At 41.2% G+C, this 17,350-nt stretch carries 16 protein-coding genes; 13 read left to right on the top strand and 3 right to left on the bottom strand.

All coding sequences use genetic code 11. The features are described 5' to 3' along the window. Positions 1 to 25: 25 nt before the first annotated feature. Together PLH26_RS01800 and PLH26_RS01795 are read right to left on the bottom strand one after the other, a co-directional pair. Entirely contained in the window at positions 26 to 2,407 is a 2,382-nt protein-coding gene (locus tag PLH26_RS01800) for a GumC family protein (protein ID WP_324584264.1), read from the bottom strand. Between the two features lie 41 nt (positions 2,408 to 2,448). Continuing rightward, a complete protein-coding gene (locus PLH26_RS01795; protein WP_324584263.1) occupies positions 2,449 to 3,231 on the bottom strand; it encodes a polysaccharide biosynthesis/export family protein in 783 nt (260 codons plus the stop codon). A gap of 706 nt (positions 3,232 to 3,937) precedes the next feature. Between PLH26_RS01795 and PLH26_RS01790 the strand changes: the two genes are divergently transcribed. From PLH26_RS01790 to PLH26_RS01745, 11 genes are all read left to right on the top strand, one after another. Further along, positions 3,938 to 4,852 (top strand): glycosyltransferase family 2 protein, encoded by a 915-nt coding sequence (locus tag PLH26_RS01790; RefSeq protein WP_324584262.1) that lies wholly within the window; start codon positions 3,938 to 3,940, stop codon positions 4,850 to 4,852. Positions 4,853 to 4,988: 136 nt separating this feature from the next. Beyond that, positions 4,989 to 5,630, top strand: coding sequence for a PglD-related sugar-binding protein (locus tag PLH26_RS01785; RefSeq protein ID WP_324584261.1), 642 nt, complete (start codon positions 4,989 to 4,991; stop codon positions 5,628 to 5,630). 81 nt (positions 5,631 to 5,711) lie between these two features. Further along, positions 5,712 to 5,939 (top strand): hypothetical protein, encoded by a 228-nt coding sequence (locus tag PLH26_RS01780; RefSeq protein WP_324584260.1) that lies wholly within the window; start codon positions 5,712 to 5,714, stop codon positions 5,937 to 5,939. A gap of 31 nt (positions 5,940 to 5,970) precedes the next feature. Next, entirely contained in the window at positions 5,971 to 6,735 is a 765-nt protein-coding gene (locus PLH26_RS01775) for an SDR family NAD(P)-dependent oxidoreductase (RefSeq protein ID WP_324584259.1), read from the top strand. Positions 6,736 to 6,742: 7 nt separating this feature from the next. Then, positions 6,743 to 7,801 (top strand): 3-oxoacyl-ACP synthase III family protein, encoded by a 1,059-nt coding sequence (locus PLH26_RS01770; protein ID WP_324584258.1) that lies wholly within the window; start codon positions 6,743 to 6,745, stop codon positions 7,799 to 7,801. 15 nt (positions 7,802 to 7,816) lie between these two features. Next, the gene (locus PLH26_RS01765; RefSeq protein ID WP_324584257.1) at positions 7,817 to 8,836 is read left to right on the top strand and encodes a 3-oxoacyl-ACP synthase III family protein; all 1,020 of its coding nucleotides are present in this window, start codon (positions 7,817 to 7,819) and stop codon (positions 8,834 to 8,836) included. A 75-nt stretch (positions 8,837 to 8,911) separates the two neighbouring features. Next, positions 8,912 to 9,526, top strand: coding sequence for a sugar transferase (locus PLH26_RS01760; protein ID WP_324584256.1), 615 nt, complete (start codon positions 8,912 to 8,914; stop codon positions 9,524 to 9,526). A 239-nt stretch (positions 9,527 to 9,765) separates the two neighbouring features. Next, positions 9,766 to 10,788: a sugar-transfer associated ATP-grasp domain-containing protein gene (locus PLH26_RS01755; protein WP_324584255.1), complete on the top strand. Its 1,023-nt coding sequence runs from the start codon at positions 9,766 to 9,768 to the stop codon at positions 10,786 to 10,788. Positions 10,789 to 10,826: 38 nt separating this feature from the next. Beyond that, complete coding sequence (locus PLH26_RS01750) at positions 10,827 to 11,924, top strand: ATP-grasp domain-containing protein (RefSeq protein WP_324584254.1); 1,098 nt, start codon at positions 10,827 to 10,829, stop codon at positions 11,922 to 11,924. 13 nt (positions 11,925 to 11,937) lie between these two features. Further along, the gene (locus tag PLH26_RS21685; RefSeq protein ID WP_502876356.1) at positions 11,938 to 12,963 is read left to right on the top strand and encodes an acyltransferase family protein; all 1,026 of its coding nucleotides are present in this window, start codon (positions 11,938 to 11,940) and stop codon (positions 12,961 to 12,963) included. A gap of 60 nt (positions 12,964 to 13,023) precedes the next feature. Then, the gene (locus tag PLH26_RS01745) at positions 13,024 to 14,160 is read left to right on the top strand and encodes a DegT/DnrJ/EryC1/StrS family aminotransferase (RefSeq protein WP_324584253.1); all 1,137 of its coding nucleotides are present in this window, start codon (positions 13,024 to 13,026) and stop codon (positions 14,158 to 14,160) included. Positions 14,161 to 14,283: 123 nt separating this feature from the next. On the opposite strand, the gene PLH26_RS01740 is transcribed toward PLH26_RS01745, so the two are convergent. Continuing rightward, positions 14,284 to 15,642: a Gfo/Idh/MocA family protein gene (locus tag PLH26_RS01740; RefSeq protein ID WP_324584252.1), complete on the bottom strand. Its 1,359-nt coding sequence runs from the start codon at positions 15,640 to 15,642 to the stop codon at positions 14,284 to 14,286. Between the two features lie 178 nt (positions 15,643 to 15,820). Between PLH26_RS01740 and PLH26_RS01735 the strand changes: the two genes are divergently transcribed. Both PLH26_RS01735 and PLH26_RS01730 read left to right on the top strand, forming a co-directional pair. Beyond that, positions 15,821 to 16,900, top strand: a complete 1,080-nt coding sequence (locus tag PLH26_RS01735; RefSeq protein WP_324584251.1) for a DUF6807 domain-containing protein — start codon at positions 15,821 to 15,823, stop codon at positions 16,898 to 16,900. 55 nt (positions 16,901 to 16,955) lie between these two features. Next, positions 16,956 to 17,350, top strand: a 395-nt coding sequence (locus tag PLH26_RS01730) for a LemA family protein (protein WP_324584250.1), incomplete at its 3' end; no start/stop codon positions are given.

The raw sequence follows: 17,350 nt of genomic DNA, 5'->3' as shown, positions 1-17,350 counted from the left end.
ATAATCTTACAGGTCATCTTTATATTCACTTTTTCCATTTTTTCTTTTTTTGAGGTGCGTCAAAGTATTCTGTATATCCGTAGCCGTATCGTTTATAACTGTTGTAGCTGTTTTTTTCGCCGACCCTGTTGATAACGGTATAGAGCGGTTGGGCGGGGTTGTCGGTCATTTTTTTATTGAGTTCGTGCATCACCCATTTAAAAGTAAATCCCTGCCTGAGCACTACAATGGTGATATGGGCGTGAGCAGCCAGCAGTGAGGAGTCAGTAACGAGTCCATAGGGTGGGGTATCGAAAATGATGTAATCGAACTTTTTATTGAGTTCCTCCATGAGTTGCTTCATATTATCGCCCAGGATGAGTTCGGCGGGGTTTGGGGGTATAGGTCCGGCGGGGAGGAGCCAGAAACGCTGTTCAAAGCCGGGCACTTCATGGAGGATATCATTGATGTTAGTGGTGTTTGCGGCGGCCAGGTAATTGCTGATGCCTGCTTCGGAGTGGATATTAACGGCTGCGCTGAGGCGTGGTTTACGCAAATCAAATTCAAGCACCACTACTTTTTTATTGAGCAGGGCATAGCTGGCAGCAAGGTTAAGGCTGGTGAAAGATTTTCCTTCTTCGGGTCTGTGGGAAGTAACCAGGATAACCTTTGGAGAATGCCCTGGTTTTGTAAAGCTGATGTTGGTTCTGATAACCCTGAACTGTTCTGCCACGATAGAACGGCTTCCCTTTTGAACTACAATGGGGGAGGTATCCTTTCTAACATAAGATATCTCTCCCAGTACAGGGGCGTTGCACTTTTGCTCTACTTCATCCTTATCCTCGATGGTGTTTTTGAAGAAATGGATGAGGTAAATAATGGCGATAGGGATGATCAGTCCCAGCAAAAAGGCGATAGCCATAACAAGTACCTTTTTTGGGCTTACGATACCGATGCTTCTGGCTTTTTCAATGCTTCTGGAGTCGGGGATTGTGGAAGCCAGGGTAATGGCCGACTCTTCTCTTTTTTGGAGGAGCAAAAAGTAAAGCTGCTCTTTTACGGACTGGTCGCGCTGTATCTGGACGAGATTTTTTTGTATTTGAGGAATATTCCTGATGCGGGCATTGAGCTCTGCATCCTTGCTGGTAATATCATTTAAAGCGATGCGGTAAGCCTGTTTGAGGTTGCCGATATTAGTGATCAAACTGGCTCTGAGGTTAGCGATCTGGTTGGCGAGGTCAACAGGGATAGGGTTTTTGGGTCCGAGCCTTTCAGCCTGCCGCTCTCTTTCGAGTACCAGCCTGTTGTGGGTCTGTATCATTTCAGCCAGGGATGGTTCGGCAATGCCTGAACCTGAAGGTACCAGTTTGGGATTGTCCTGGTTGGCTTTGAGGTTGCTTTCCAGGGATTCAAGGATGCTTAGCTGGGTTTGCTGTTCGGCTTTCTGAATGTCAACCTGTTTGGCCTGCTCCATATACTGTTGTGCTTCAACCGAAACATCGGTGATGCGGTTACTGCTTTTAAATTGCTGCACCTGTCCTTCCACGGTGCGCAGCTCATTTTCTATAATAGCCAGCCTTCCGTTTAAAAAATCGAGGGTGTTGTTGGTGACTTTGTTTTTATCCTCCAGGGCTTGTTGGTTATAGATATCAATGAGTGCGTTCAATGCGGTTTGCGCTCTTTTGTTGTTCCGGTCGGTAAGCTCCATGTTGATAATGGTAGCTGTTTTGCTTGCCGGTTGAACATTAAGGGCGGCTGAATAGTTGTTAACAGCAACTTTCAGGGGTTTCAGGTACAGCAGATAGTCGTTGTTGAGGTTTGTGCTATCAGCCTTAAAGGCCGGGTTATCGGTTATTTGGAAGAGCAGCCCGTTAATGGAGTACCATCTGCCTCTTGTAAGGGGGAGGTCTTTATTGTGTGCGCCATAGTCAAGGCGCCATTTTCCATTGGGTTGGCCGCTGATCCCCCATTGCAGCGGCTGGATAATGGTGTCGGGGTTGGCAATGCGAATGATCAAAGGGGTCTCTTTGGCGAATACGGATCTGTTGGTAAGGCTGCCCTTTCTTTTAATATCAAGGAAGAGTTGTTCTTTTTTTACCACGTCTTCCATAAGATCATAGCTTTTGAGGATCTCAATTTCATTGTCAACAAGTTTTCCTCCGCCCCCGAGATCCAGTTCTTTAAGCAAAGGGTTCTCAAGCAGTCCTGCTCCGCCCTTTTTTTCATCTTTGATCATAATGGAAGCCCTTGCCTTATATACAGGTTCTGCATATCGGTTATAGAGCCATGCGATGGTTAGCGCCAAGGTGAGCGACAGGGCGATCCATGGCCAGTTGTACAGGATCCTGAACAAAGCCTGCCTGATGTCTACGGATTCCTCAGGTAAGTTATTTTGAGGGATTTGCGAAGTAGTGGTATTTGTATGCACTGCCAATGTATTTTAATTAGAGCGTAAATAAAGATGAATATTTAACGGAACCGGGTAAGGGCAACAATAATGAGAGACAGGATACTGGTTGCTGCGGGGATAATGATATTTAGTCCTTCAGCCTGGAGCCCTTTTCGTTTACCGGGTTCTACGAGCACCACATCATTTTGTCGGAGATTATAGAACGGCGAGCGCATTACGCTGCTGTTGTTGAGGTTGAGATGGGCCACTTCCACTTTATCAGCAGCTTTACGGATGACCTTGATATTGTTTCGTTTGGCAAAAACGGTAAGGTCTCCTGCCATACCAATGGCTTCCAGCACATTGATCTTTTCACCTGCTACCTGGAAGGTGGAGGGTCTGTTGACCTCTCCCATTACAGTAACACGGAAGTTGATAAGGGTCACGCTGATAACAGCATCTTTAAGGTATTCGCTTACCACCTTTTTGATCTCTGCCTTGGCTTCATCAGTAGTTAATCCCATCACTTTTACGTCCCCGATAACGGGGATGGTAATGTTACCGGAAGGCGACACGGTATAAACGCTTTGCATGTTCTGTGTGTTGTTATTGTTGCCGGTAATAACAGCCGAACCCATGAGGTTGAACAATTGGGAAGCTTCGGGGCTGATGCTGCTGATAACGATCTGCAACTGGTCGTCGGGCTGCAGGCGGAGGGGATCAAAGGCTGCGGTTCTGACCTGCTGTACCCTGGCATCCTGCGCGGAGTTCAGATCCTGGAACAATGCCAGCTCCTTACCCGTTCGGCATGAACTGAATAAGAACAGAAGAGCAATGGAGAAGAAGAACGGTAACTTATACATATATGATGTATGTTTAAAGAATTTAGTATCGGTGAAAAGTGGAGCATTTACCTAATATAATTAAAAAACATTTGTTACCCTGGTGATAATTTACACAGCTTCGCCTGCTCAGTCCCATTTTAATGTTACTGACATTCAAAGCAATAACGCAGGTTTAGCATCAAATATGTGGATACTGCCCATATCTTTTAAGAGTTTATAGAAAAATAAGTGGAAAGACAGGAGCAGGCTTTTCGTTGGGGTCTCAAAAAAATGTATTTTGCATTAACCCATATATGGATACTGGCTGCATAACTATCAGAGGCGCAAAGATAGAGCTACTTTTCAAACCTCATATTATATTCGCTAGAATTTATTATATATCAACATCATAGAAGAGAAATCGCAAGTGTTTCTCAGAAGTACAGAGGGGGGATATAGATATAAAAAGAACCTGTTATGTTCATTTACAAAAAAATAATATAAGTAATAGCATAAAAAATAGCGTTGGGTATAAATTTGTGTTTATTAAAGCCCGGGATTAAAAGGAATAAAACAATTTAGCAACCTGATCGGGTTCCGCAAAACTTTAGCAACAAATAATATTGAGTTGGAATCGCATCATTTTTCAGCTGCCAATACGTTAAGAATGTTAATCTTATACGTGTCTTGCTTTGGGACTCAGAAGGCGAAGCTGTGGTTAATATATTAAATATAGTTTATAATTATGTTCTCGGTTGTAATACCTTTATACAATAAAGAAAAAAGCATTAAAAATACCATTTGGACGGTTATGGACCAAACGGTTACAGATTTTGAATTGTTGGTTGTCAATGATGGCTCTACCGATAACAGCCGCGAGATTGTGGCAAATATAAAGGATGACAGGATCAAAATTGTGGACAAACTTAACGGCGGTATATCAAGTAGTCGAAATGAGGGCATACTGCTGGCCAGGTATGACTATATTGCATTTTTGGATGCGGATGATCTTTGGGAACCGGATTTCCTGGAAACAATAAATAAATTAATCACTGATTATCCGGATGCGGATTGTTATGCAACCGGATATGCATGTAAATATAATAATACTACATTAAATGTGTTTGGTGCGCCCAAACGCGGAATAATCCGGAATTTTTTTAAACAGGTGTACAAAGCACCCGTGATGCATTCTTCGTCTGTATGTGTAAAGAAAAGCACTTTTGATAAAGTTGGATACTTCAACACCACTATCCGGCGGGGAGAAGATTATGATATGTGGGGCCGGTTGGGCAGAGCAACCAGCATAGCAGCAACCCCGGAAGCTAAAGTATGGTACAGGCTGGATGCGGAAAACAGCGCTATGACGGAGCTTCACAGGCCCCAGGCACTATGGCTTTATAATATTCCGCCGGAAAGTTATAAGGATAAAGATCAAAAAAGGTATTATAAAAGGTTTGTACATCGCCAGGTTTTGGAATACCTTATTAAAGGCAAATTAAAGTGGGCCGTTCAAATTGCTTTTCATAACAGAAAAATAGCAAACTGGTATTCATATCTTTTCATTCCCCAAAGCATCCAGTTTCGCCAGCTTGTAAGCTGGACAAAGCTCCAGGTTAGGCGATTTTTGAGAAAGGTGAAGGGGTTTTCTTCCGGATAGTATATTATAGTGATAACGATATACATAGCTCTAACTGTTTTTCTATATTTTTGCTGGCGGCAAGCCTTGAATGTTAGACGCACCGTTACTTTTCCACCCTCGCCCTTCTATGATTATAAGAACTAAACAAACTAAGATGAGGAAAATTGCTATTGCCGGAGCCGGCGGGTTTTCGAAAGAGATATATCTGACTATAAATGATATTAACAAAATTGAGGAGAAATGGGAATTCATAGGTTTTTTTGACGACAATGTTCCTAAAGGAAAGTTTTTTATGGACTTCAGAGTGCTTGGCAATATGAATGACCTGAATCAGGCACGGGAGGAGATAGATGTGATCATAGCTGCCGGTAAGTCGCATAATATCATTTCTATATTAAAAAAGCTTTATTCTGATAAGTTAACTTTTCCAAATCTTTTCCATCCTTCATGTCAGTTCTTACATTTTAAATCCCTGGTTATTGGTGTTGGTAATATTCTTCAGCCGTATTCATCTTTGTCTGCCGACAATAAAATTGGTAATTATAATGTTTTTAATGCGGGTGTAAGAGTAGGACATGATACTGTTATCGGTAATTATAATACATTTGCCACTTCAACTCTTATTTCAGGCGGGGTGGAGATAGGAGATCAAAACGATTTTGGCATGAATTCCGGTATCCTGCAATATAAAAAAGTAGGAAACGGAAATGTGATAGCACCCATGTCTGTTTTATTTAAAAGCATTAAGGACAGCGGGCATTATATGGGGATTCCTGCTATGTCTACAGGAATGTGAGCAATCCAATCTGAGATTGTTAACTTTATTGAATAATAAATAAGACAGAATACAACAATTTCAACACGCAAGTTAATTAATATGGATAAAAATCAGTTTTTACAATCTTTTGCAGAACAATTTGACGAGACCGACCCCTCTGCTTTTACCATGAACGCAAAATTTAAGGAAATGGATGAATGGAGTTCAATGGTTGCTCTGATGATTATTGCTATGGTGGATGAAAATTATAATAAAAAGATTACAGGCGCCGACCTTAGAGAGACAGATACCATTGAGCAGTTGTTTGAAAGAGTGGCTGCAAAATAGAACAGAATGTCAAAATTTCGAAACTGATTGCATGGAAGTAAGATTTCCGTTTTCACTTGAAGGTAAAACCATTCTGGTAACCGGAGCTTCGTCGGGTATTGGCTTAAGTGTTTGCAGGGCGGTGGTAGCTTCCGGTGGTAGCGTAATAGGAGTTGCCAGAAGAGAGGATTGTCTTAAGGAAATGGAGAACGAGCTAGGTGCGGGAAATGCGTCTTACATTAAAGCTGATTTATCCTTAGATGCTGATATTGAAGACATAACACTGAGAATGCCCGAGGTAAACGGGCTTGTATATGCTGCCGGGATAACAAGACTGGCTCCGCTGAAGTTCATTAAACGCCACGACCTTGAAGAGGTAATGAATGTCAATTATTTTTCAATGGTTTTATTGCTTGCTCAGGTAGTGCGCCATAAAAAGATCAAAAGAAACGCAAATTCTTCTGTTGTACTGATTTCCTCGGTAGCTCAGCAGGTGGGAACAAAATCGTCGTTATTGTATACAGGAAGCAAAGGGGCTATGTCTGCGGGCAGCAGAGTTATTGCCAATGAGCTTTCCTCACAAAAGATAAGAGTTAATACCATAGAGCCGGGTATGGTACAAACTGCTATGGCTTCGGAAATGGAAGACATGCTTTCAAAAGAAGTGGTTGAAAAGGACATGAAACAATATCCACTCGGCTATGGCATTCCTGAAGACGTGGCAAACGCCGCGGTTTTTTTATTGTCTGATGCTTCACGATGGATGACCGGTCAGTCTATTACGCTTGACGGGGGAAGGTACAAACTACTTGATTAATTTTTATATGGCTTTACTTCATAATAAACACGTAGCTGTAAAAGGCATTAGCGCTTGCGTGCCGGGGAATAGCATTAAAAACGCAGATAATACGTTTTTTTCGTTGAACGAAATCAATGCATTTATCAATAATGTGGGCGTAGAAGAGTTAAGGGTATCAGAAACAGAAGTGTGCACTTCAGATTTGTGTGTTGCGGCTGCCCAAAAATTGCTTGAGGAACTTGACGTGGATAAAAATGACATTGGTATTCTTGTATTTGTTTCACAATCCCCGGATTATTATTTTTTGCCCAATACGGCATGTATCATTCAGGATAAGTTACAGTTAAATAAAGAAACACTGGCTTTCGACGTGCCATTGGGATGCAGCGGTTATGTGTACGGATTAAATTTAATTGCTTCTTATTTATCATCAGGGCAGATGAAAAAGGGACTTTTACTGGTTGGCGATACTGCATCAAAAATTCCCAATCCAAGAGATAAAAGCAGTAGTATGTTATTTGGAGATGCGGGTACGGCAACGATTATGGAGTATGATGAAAGATCTGAAGGGATTTATTTTCATATGGCTACCGATGGATCGGGCTATAAAGCCATTATTGTGCCCGAAGGAGGCTTTCGAAATCGCTTTTCAAACAAATCTTTGACGGAATATAAAAACGATGAGGGATTGATCAGAACCCCTAATAGCTTACATCTGGACGGGTTTGATGTTTTTTCCTTTGGCATAAGCGAAGCACCCAAAACCTGTAAAAAATTGATGGAGCATCTGAATATCACAAATAATGATATTGATTATGCCGTTTTTCACCAGGCCAACAGAATGATGAATGAAAAAATCCGGAAAAAATTAAGTCTTCCGGAAAATAAAGTTCCTTATTCACTTAAGCATTTTGGAAATACCAGTTCCGCATCTATACCGCTTACAATGGTTACTGAAATGAGAGAAGATTTACGGAAAAAAACAAACCGTCTGCTGCTTTGCGGTTTTGGAGTCGGACTATCGTGGGGTACTGCTTATACTACATTTAACAATATCATTGTTCCCGAGCTAATTGAAATATAAGAGAGAATAAATTATATGTCTGGTAATTCATTTGCGTCTATATCGGCTGTTTCGTATTATTTGCCATCAGGTTCTTTAACCAACGAGCAGCTTAGTAAGGCTTTCCCCGAATGGAGTGTAGATAAAATTATGCAAAAGGTGGGGATATCTACCCGGCGGATTGCAGCGAAAGATGAATTTACTTCTGATTTAGCGGTGGCCGCAGCACAGCGTCTTTTTGAAGAGTATAATTTACGCGGTGATGATATAGACTATCTGATATTATGTACACAGAGCCCCGACTATTTTTTACCTACTACTGCCTGCCTGGTGCACGATAGATTGAAGTTATCTTCAGCAGCAGGAGCTATAGACATTAACCAGGGTTGCTCCGGTTTCATATACGGAATCAGCCTTGCCAGGGGACTCATTGCGGCAGGTGATGTTAAGAATGTGCTGTTTATTACGGCAGAAACATACAGTCGTTTTCTGCATCCTGATGATAAGGGGAACAGGTCAATTTTTGGAGATGCAGCAGCGGCGGTATTGGTATCGGCTGATCCCGCCGGCGGAAAGATTGGGAGAGTAATACTTGGAACAGACGGCGGGGGCGCTAAAAATCTTATTGTAAAAAACGGGGCGGTACGATTTCCTAAAACAGATGTTCAGACCATGCGGGAAGATGAAGATGGGAATCTGTTTAATGATAATTACCTTTATATGAATGGTACTGAAATTTTTAATTTCACACTGGAATCTGTACCTGCTCTTGTAAAAGATACCCTGGAAAGAAACCTGCTGCATCAGGAAGACATTGATCTGTATATTTTCCACCAGGCAAATAAATTTATGCTTGATTACCTTCGTAAAAAGATCAGGATTCCTCAGGAAAACTTTTTTATGAGTATGGAGCATTCCGGCAATACGGTTTCATCAACAATTCCTATTGCCATGAAGCGTGCTTTATTGGAAGGAAAAATAAAAAAAGTCACAAAGGTGCAGGTTGCCGGCTTTGGAGTTGGATATTCCTGGGGAGGTACTGTATTACAGTTTTGATCTGTCTATCGCTTTTATGAAGCAATTATTCCTGATTTAATTCGTTTTTGCGATACAAAATGCATTGGCATTAGTATGTACAAATTGTTTTTAAAAAGACTGTTTGATTTTTTTATTGCAACTGCAGCTTTTGTTTTTGCTTTTCCCGTTTTTATGATTATAATGATCTGGCTGGTTTTTGTGAACAAAGGCAAACCTTTTTTTCTGCAAAAGAGACCCGGAAAAGGAGAAAGGATATTTAAGGTGATCAAGTTTAAGACAATGACAGATGAAAAGGATGAAAATGGAAATTTACTGCCTGATCATTTACGGATGACTGCCATAGGCCGCTTTGTAAGAAAAACTTCTCTTGATGAAATTCCCCAGCTTTTAAATGTTATAAAGGGTGATATGAGTCTTATTGGCCCGCGACCTTTATTGGTATCTTATTTACCCCTCTATAATGAAGAACAAAAACGGCGACACAAAATAAAACCAGGCATTACCGGCTGGGCGCAGGTAAACGGGCGAAACGCCATCAGTTGGGAACAAAAATTTAATTACGATGTATGGTATGTAGACAACTATAGCTTTTTGCTGGATATAAAGATCATTTTTTTGACCATATTTAAAGTATACAGGAGAGAAGGTATCAATGCCGAAGATACAATACCCATGCGCCCTTTTGCAGGAACGCCGAAAAGAACGTAAATGTGTTGTGTAAATCATACTTTCGAAATAGCTGTTTATTATTATATGCGACATATTAAGAAGGGATTGCAGGTTTAAAAAAAAATGTCTATTTTTATCTGATATCGCGATAAACCCTAATGTTTACTCAAAGCTTTCATTGTTCCCTCTGTAGCTCGAGTTGATGAAGCGTTCAGTTATGGTCCCATTTTTTATGAATAACCGGTGATATTGTTCTAACTTATTTTTATATTATCAGGATGATAATTAAACGGTTGATTTATATACCCTATTACCTTATCAGAACCAAATGGAATTTGTTTTTCAGGTATTCCGGGTTTGTTAAAAAGAAAAAGAAAATCTCTTATTTCCGCTTATATAAGGATGTTATATATACAATGCTGAAGCATAATGCTTCCCCCCTTGATTATTTTTCTTTCAGGTTTTACGATTTGCCGGAAGAAGAATGGGACAACTACCCTTGCACCGGGTTTATGTATGAATACCAGTTAAAGATGAACCCCAAAGACCAGCGAATGGTTTTGCATGACAAAATAAATTTTTTGACATTATTTAATGATTTTTCCGGAAGAAAGTGGACCACACTTGCTACACTTAAGAGCAATAAACAATTTGCTATCCAATTCCTGAGAGAGGCCGGAGAAAAGCTGGTTCTTAAAAACTCAACCGGCGGAGCTGGTAAGCAGGTTGAGGTGATAGCGATCCCTTCCGATATTCCTGAATCTGTAATTAAAATAATGGAAGCCAATCATTTTGATTTGGCAGAGCATTATGTTGTTCAGCACGACGCATTAATGAAGTTATCACCAAGTGCTTTGAATACGATAAGAATAGTTACTCAATATCTGGACGGAAGAGCAATTATATTGTTAGCATTTTTAAGAATCAGTGTTAATTCCAGTGTGGACAACCTCTCTGTGGGACATTATGGAGTTAATTTTGGTGCTGCAATAGATATAGAAACAGGGGTGATTTATGGGCCGGGTGTATACCTGGATATTACAAAACCGGATGTATATTACCACCCTGTTACACACACACCTATTATTGGATTTGAAATTCCCCACTGGGGAAAATGCAAAGAGATTGTAATTAAGGCCGCAATGCTGACTCCCGGAAACCGTTCCATAGGATGGGATGTTGCAGTTACCAATGAAGGTGCGGTATTAATTGAAGGAAATCACAACTGGAACTTATTAAGCATGTCGCCGGGGCAAAGGGGATATAAAAAAGAATTTTTGCAATATTCATCTATGATATAACCATATGGATCGTTAATGTTGAAGTTAAAAGTTACTTTTTGGAGACTATAGTGATGGATAAAACATTTGTAAAAAAAATTTTAGTAACGGGTGTTGGCGGGCCTACACCTCGTTCTTTTGTACGCGCTGTTAAATATTTTGGTGGTGCGCATAAAAGTTCGTTTGAATTTATAGGAGTAGATTCAAATCCTTTAGCCTATGGTCTTTATGACAGGGATTTATTTGAAAAATCTTTTGTGGTACCTCGGGCAGATGCTGAACAATACTGGGATGTAATGAATGCGGTTGTAGAAGAAAATGCAATTGACGCTGCCATAGTTTTACCGGAAACTGAAGTGTTGGAGTGGTCCAGAAACCATAGTAAATTAAAAAGGACGATAAAGCTTCATTTGCCCGATTACAGACTGGCAAAAGAACTGGTAAATAAATATCAATTACATACTCTTCTGAATGGTACCGAATATGTACCGTGCTTTTTAAAGTTAAAACCCGAATATTATTCTTTTGATAACTTAAAAAATGAGCTGGGTGGGACGTTTTGGGTCCGAAGTACTGAAGGTTCCAGTGGGCTGGGGTCTTTAAAGATAGAGAGTCCTCACGTATTGACTCAATGGATTACAATGAATCCCGACGTTTCAGAATTTATTGCAACCGAGTATTTACCGGGACGCAATATGGCATGTAAACTTCTTTACTTTAATGATAAATTATTGGCTAGCGCGTGTGCTGAAAGGGTAAAATATATCATGGCAAAAACAGCACCGTCCGGTATAACAGGTAACACGTCATTCGGGCGTTTGTTAAATGAACCCCGGCTGGTTGATATTTCTGCTGACGCATTGAATGTAATTTCAAAGAAAATTGGCACAGGTCTCAATGGAATATTTACTGTTGATTACAAAGAAGATGTAAATGGTAAACCTAAAATAACAGAAATTAATATCAGGCATGTGGCCTTTACCTCTTCCATAGCCGCCGGCGGAGCCAACTTACCTTTAGATACATTACTCGTGCTGTTTGACGAAGAAAGCAGATATTCAAAGGCAACTCATTATACTTTTAAGGAACCATATGTTTTTCTCAGGGATGTAGATGCCTACCCCATTGTTATGAAAGAATCTGATCTGCTAAAATAGGGTATACTCATTTATGAGGTTGGAGTATTTTAAATCACTAAATGGGCTTAGAGCAATCGCCGCATTCATGGTGATCACAGCTCATTTTTTTAGTCTGGAGAATTCTTTCAATTCAGTATTGTTTTATAAAATAGTCAAGTTTGGGAGTTCCGGGGTTTCGCTTTTTTTTGTGTTATCCGGATTTGTAATTACGCGAATTTTACTTAACTCTATAAACAGCAACAGTTATTTTAAAGCATTTTATATAAGAAGAATATTACGCATCTTCCCTCTTTACTACCTGGCACTGGTATGCTATTATTATTTGCCCCATTTATTGAGTTCACTTTATCACTATTCTCCCTTCTTTGACAGGCAGATTTATTACTACATTTATCTTCAGAATTTTGGGAGGACTTTTAATTGGAATTCATCGGGCCCCATTCATTTCTGGACACTTTCTGTTGAGGAACATTTCTATCTTTTATGGCCTGCCGTAGTATATTTTGGGTACCGATTCAAACAGAGATGGTTGGTATATATCAGTGGCGTACTATTGTTATTGCCGCTGTTGCTCCGGTATTATATGCTTTCCTTAGGGCACATGATTGACTTTTTTACTTTTACGAGGCTTGACCAGCTGGTTTTGGGCGGCGTTTTGGCTATTTTGGAGCGAAGAAAACTTCTAAGCAGAAAATATGAAAGGGGGTACCTGATTAGCATGATAATTGGCATTTCGTTTTTTATTTTGTGTATTTTTTTCAATGATTTTTACCAGGATGTTTTTAAACACAGCGCCCTGGGTATATTCTATTTTAGCATAATTGGACTGTGTGTGATATATGAGGATGAGGTTATGCAATATTTGGGAACAATAAGTTATGGTATATATGTATGGCATGTTTTGTCAGTTGACGTGATTGAAAATTACCTTGCAACGCATTGGATAATTTTGGATTTTCTTCTGATTATAATATTTACCATTGGTATTTCTTCTGTCAGTTATTGGCTTGTAGAAAAACCTTTTTTAAACCTTAAACGTTTTTTTTCCTACGGATAAAGAATATTTGCACATGACGTGGTTAGTATAGAAAATCATTTATCTAAATAATCAAATACAATGCATTCTAAAGTATGGCTTTCTTCGCCCCATATGGGTGGTAATGAAAGGAAATTTGTTAATGAAGCTTTTGATACAAACTGGGTGGCGCCGCTCGGGCCGCACGTAAACGGACTTGAAAAAGATATTGCAGGATTTCTTTTGCCTGAAAATGAAAATGATATTCATGTAGCGGCACTAAGCTCCGGCACAGCGGCTATTCATTTGGGTTTGATATTGCTTGATGTTAAGCCCGGCGATGAAGTGATCTGCCAGAGCATGACTTTTTCGGCATCCGCTAATCCCATTGCATACCAGGGCGCAACGCCGGTGTTTATTGACAGTGAACCCGATACATGGAACATGTCGCCGGAATTTCTGGAACAAGCGATCAAAGACAGGATCGCCAAAGGAAAGAAGCCGAAAGCCGTTATTCCTGTTCATTTATATGGCATGCCAGCAAAAATGAATGAAATCATGGCCATTGCCAACCAGTATGAAATTCCTGTACTGGAAGATGCCGCAGAGGCATTGGGAAGTCATATAAACGGGAAAAAATGCGGTACCTATGGAGTGATCTCCGTGCTGTCTTTCAACGGAAATAAAATCATTACAACGTCTGGCGGAGGAGCAATGGTTGCACATCGGCCGGAACTGGCAGAAAAGGCCCGCTTTCTCTCTACGCAGGCACGCGACCCCGCACCGCATTATCAGCATTCTCATATTGGTTACAACTACAGAATGAGTAACATATGCGCAGGCATCGGTCGCGGGCAAATGGAGGTTTTACCGGAGCGCATTTTACAACGGCGCACTAATTTTGAATGGTACAATAAAGCTTTATCAGACATTGCTGCCATACGGTTTTTAAACGATCCGGAAGGATATTACTCCAACCACTGGCTTACTACGGCGCTTATTGAGCATCCTGTTGTTACCAGGGAAACGGTCAGGCTGGCTTTGGATAAAGTAAATATCGAGAGCCGTCCGTTATGGAAGCCTATGCATTGTCAGCCCGTTTTTAAAGATGCCCCGTTTTATGGTGATGGCACAGCAGAAAACCTGTTTAAGGATGGGTTGTGTTTGCCTTCGGGGTCTAATTTAACGGATGAAGAGCGTGAGCGCATTTTAAAAGAAATTAAAACAGTCTTTTCTTAACGGCTTTCAAAGCGATAAAACCTAAAAACAAAAGGTCTGCTGTTAATACAGACCTTTTGTTTTGTATTATGCTGATTCCTCAAACATTCATCACTGCTCTCATTCTCCCTGTCTCCATTAAGATCAGTATTTGAACACTTTTCCCCCCGCCATCACTTCCTGTTTTTTTTCATCGAATGTAACTTTTTGACCTGTGCGGTAAGCGGCATTCGACATGATAACCGCAATGGCATGGTTATAGCCGGCTTCTATCGGTGCATTGGGCTGTTTGCGGCTGCGAACGCAGTCCATCCAGTTTCGTACATGCGACAGCGTTAGATCGTCGCTGCCGGTATTGGCGTCGGTGGTTACTTTTGTGGCAACCTCATTCAGCGAAACAGAAGGCAAAAGGTTCGCCTTCATCCCCATGGCTTTTGCATGATTTTCCTTTAATCCACCTTCAGAACTGATTTGGTTGGTATCTAAGTTGAGGGTGCCGCCATTGGAATAATAGATCTCCTTAACATCTCCTGCTGCATTGGTCATACGAGAACTAAAAATTACCTGGAATCCTTTGGATAGATCGCTGAGCGGTCCATAGTCGAAAACAGCAGTTAAGGTATCTGCATTCTTTCTGCCGTCTTTCCAGGCATAAATGCCGCCGTTAACGGCTACGCTGCGTGGGTGCGGCAGGTTGGCAAACCAATGTACCGTATCAATCTGATGGCACATCCATTGCCCGGGAATGCCTGAAGAATAAGGCCAAAATAAACGGAACTCCAGGTATTTCCTTGGATCAAATTTTTCGAACGGACGGTTCAGTAAAAAACGTTTCCAGTCGGTATCTTCTTCACGCAGCTGAGGAACCAGTGAAGGCCTGCGCCAGCGCCCCGGCTGGTTTACATTCCATATAAGCTCTACCATTACAATAGGCCCAAACTTCCCCTGCTGTATAAAGTCATAGGCGGCTTTATAAGTGGTTCCGCTTCTCCTCTGGGAGCCTACCTGTACAATTTTCCCGCTGTCTTTAACGGCCTTCAGCACAGCCCTCGCGTCTTCCATGGTTTCGGCCAAAGGTTTTTCTGTGTACGTGTCTTTGCCGGCTTTTACAGCTTCAACGGTATGCAGGGCATGCTGAAAATCTGCAGTACTGATAAAAACCGCATCAATGTTTTTCAAATCGTATAACGCCTCATTATTTACGCAGGCCGTAATATCATGCCCCAGTTGCTGTTTAAGATAGGCTTGCCCTTCTTCTCTTCTTTTTTTCCATATATCCGAAACGGCAACCATATCAAAGTTCAGCTCTTTATGCAGTTTAACGAACGAAGGCAACAATGAGCCCCTGAACCTGTCGGAAAAGCCGATAACGCCCACGTTTACCCGATCGTTGGCACCTATAATATTGCGATAGCTTTGAGCGCTGAGCCCCATAGTGCCCATATAGGTGGCCAAACCGGCCATGGAACCTTTTTTAATGAACTCCCTGCGAGAATTTTTCATATGCGATCCTTTGATGAATAAATTTAAGTGAAAGAATAGTAGTTTTAATCTTTTACAGGTTGTAAACAAAACAGATTATAGTATTTTGCAGCATCTGAAACCGATGTTGCCCGTATAATGAGCGGTGTTTGTTTAACGCATACTAATTTACAGGGTACTAATTTATAAATGTTTAATTATGAAAAAAAGAAAATCCCTTTTTTTGACGCAATTGATGCTGATGCTGTGCTTTATTTTTGCCGTATCGGCTTACGGGCAGTCTTCTAAAAATAAGTTACAGGCATATAATATAGAAGTAACACCGGTTGATGCATCAAAAAAAGTGACTATCACTGCCGATGGCAAACCTTTTACAGAACTGGTGTATACCGACACGCTTGAAAAACCTTTTTTGTATCCTATATATGCGCCCGACGGACAATTGATTACCCGTGGCTTTCCGTTTGCCCCACGTAAAAATGAACCTACCGATCACCCTCACCATACGGGCTTATGGCTCAACTATGAAAGTGTGAACGGGCTTGATTTCTGGAATAACTCTTATGCTATTCCCGAAGATAAAAAAAGCAGGTACGGCTGGATAAAAACAAAGAAGATCGTTAAAACCAAAAGTGGCAAAAAGGGAGAATTGAAAATGCAGGCTACCTGGGAAAATCAGAAAAACCAGGTATTGCTCAACGAAACGACCACTTATTTTTTCAGGGCCGATGAAAACAAAAGGATCATAGACCGGATAACTACGCTCACCGCAGCACAAAATGTAAATATGCCGGATGTAAAAGACGGGATGCTGGGACTGCGCCTGGCGCATGAGTTGGAGCTGCCGTCTGAGGAGAAGAAAGAATTTAAGGACGATAAAGGAAATGTAACTGTGGTAGAGGGCAGCGCTGACGGCGCTCCATCGGGAAATTATATTACCAGTGAAGGTAAAGAAGGCGATGCTGCCTGGGGCACCAGGGCACAGTGGTGTATGCTGTACGGAAAGCAGGGAGATGATACTACCAGCATTGTTATTATTGATCATCCCCGCAATCCGGGCTATCCCACCTACTGGCATGCAAGGGGGTATGGATTGTTTGCGGCCAATCCTTTAGGACAAAAAGCATTCAGCAACGGAAAGGAAACGCTGAATTTTGCTTTAAAGCAGGGGCAGTCTGTTACCTTTCGCTACAGAGTGGTAATCGCTTCGGGGAAACAACGGCTGAGCAATGAAGAGATCAACCTGGTGGCGGGAGATTTCTTTCAAACTACCCGGTAAACTTTTGCGGATATTAATATTTGGATACGTATTTTTACTAAATAAAACACTACACATGAAGTCGAAAAATCTTGTTTTAATTGTTGTTATAGGCGCCATATTGTTATTGGGTGGATGCGGTTGTGGCGGATACAATAAAATGGTAGGATTGGATCAGAATGTTAAAGGCAAGTGGGGCAATGTGCAGAGCGAATACCAGCGCCGGTCTGATCTGATACCGAACTTAGTTAATACCGTAAAAGGCGCAGCAAATTTTGAACAGGAAACACTTACCAAAGTAATTGAAGCCCGTGCCAATGCCACCAAAGTAAATATTAACGCGGATGATCTTAGTCCGGAAAAAATGGCGCAATTTCAGCAGGCGCAGGGTGAATTAAGCGGCGCGTTGAGTCGTTTGCTTGTAACGGTAGAACGATATCCCGAGCTAAAAGCCAATCAGAATTATCTTAA

It is taken from the genome of Agriterribacter sp., from assembly GCF_035444585.1.
Taxonomy (GTDB): domain Bacteria; phylum Bacteroidota; class Bacteroidia; order Chitinophagales; family Chitinophagaceae; genus Agriterribacter.
Note: the sequence above shows the minus strand (reverse complement) of the source record. Positions and strands in the feature narration are given on the sequence as shown.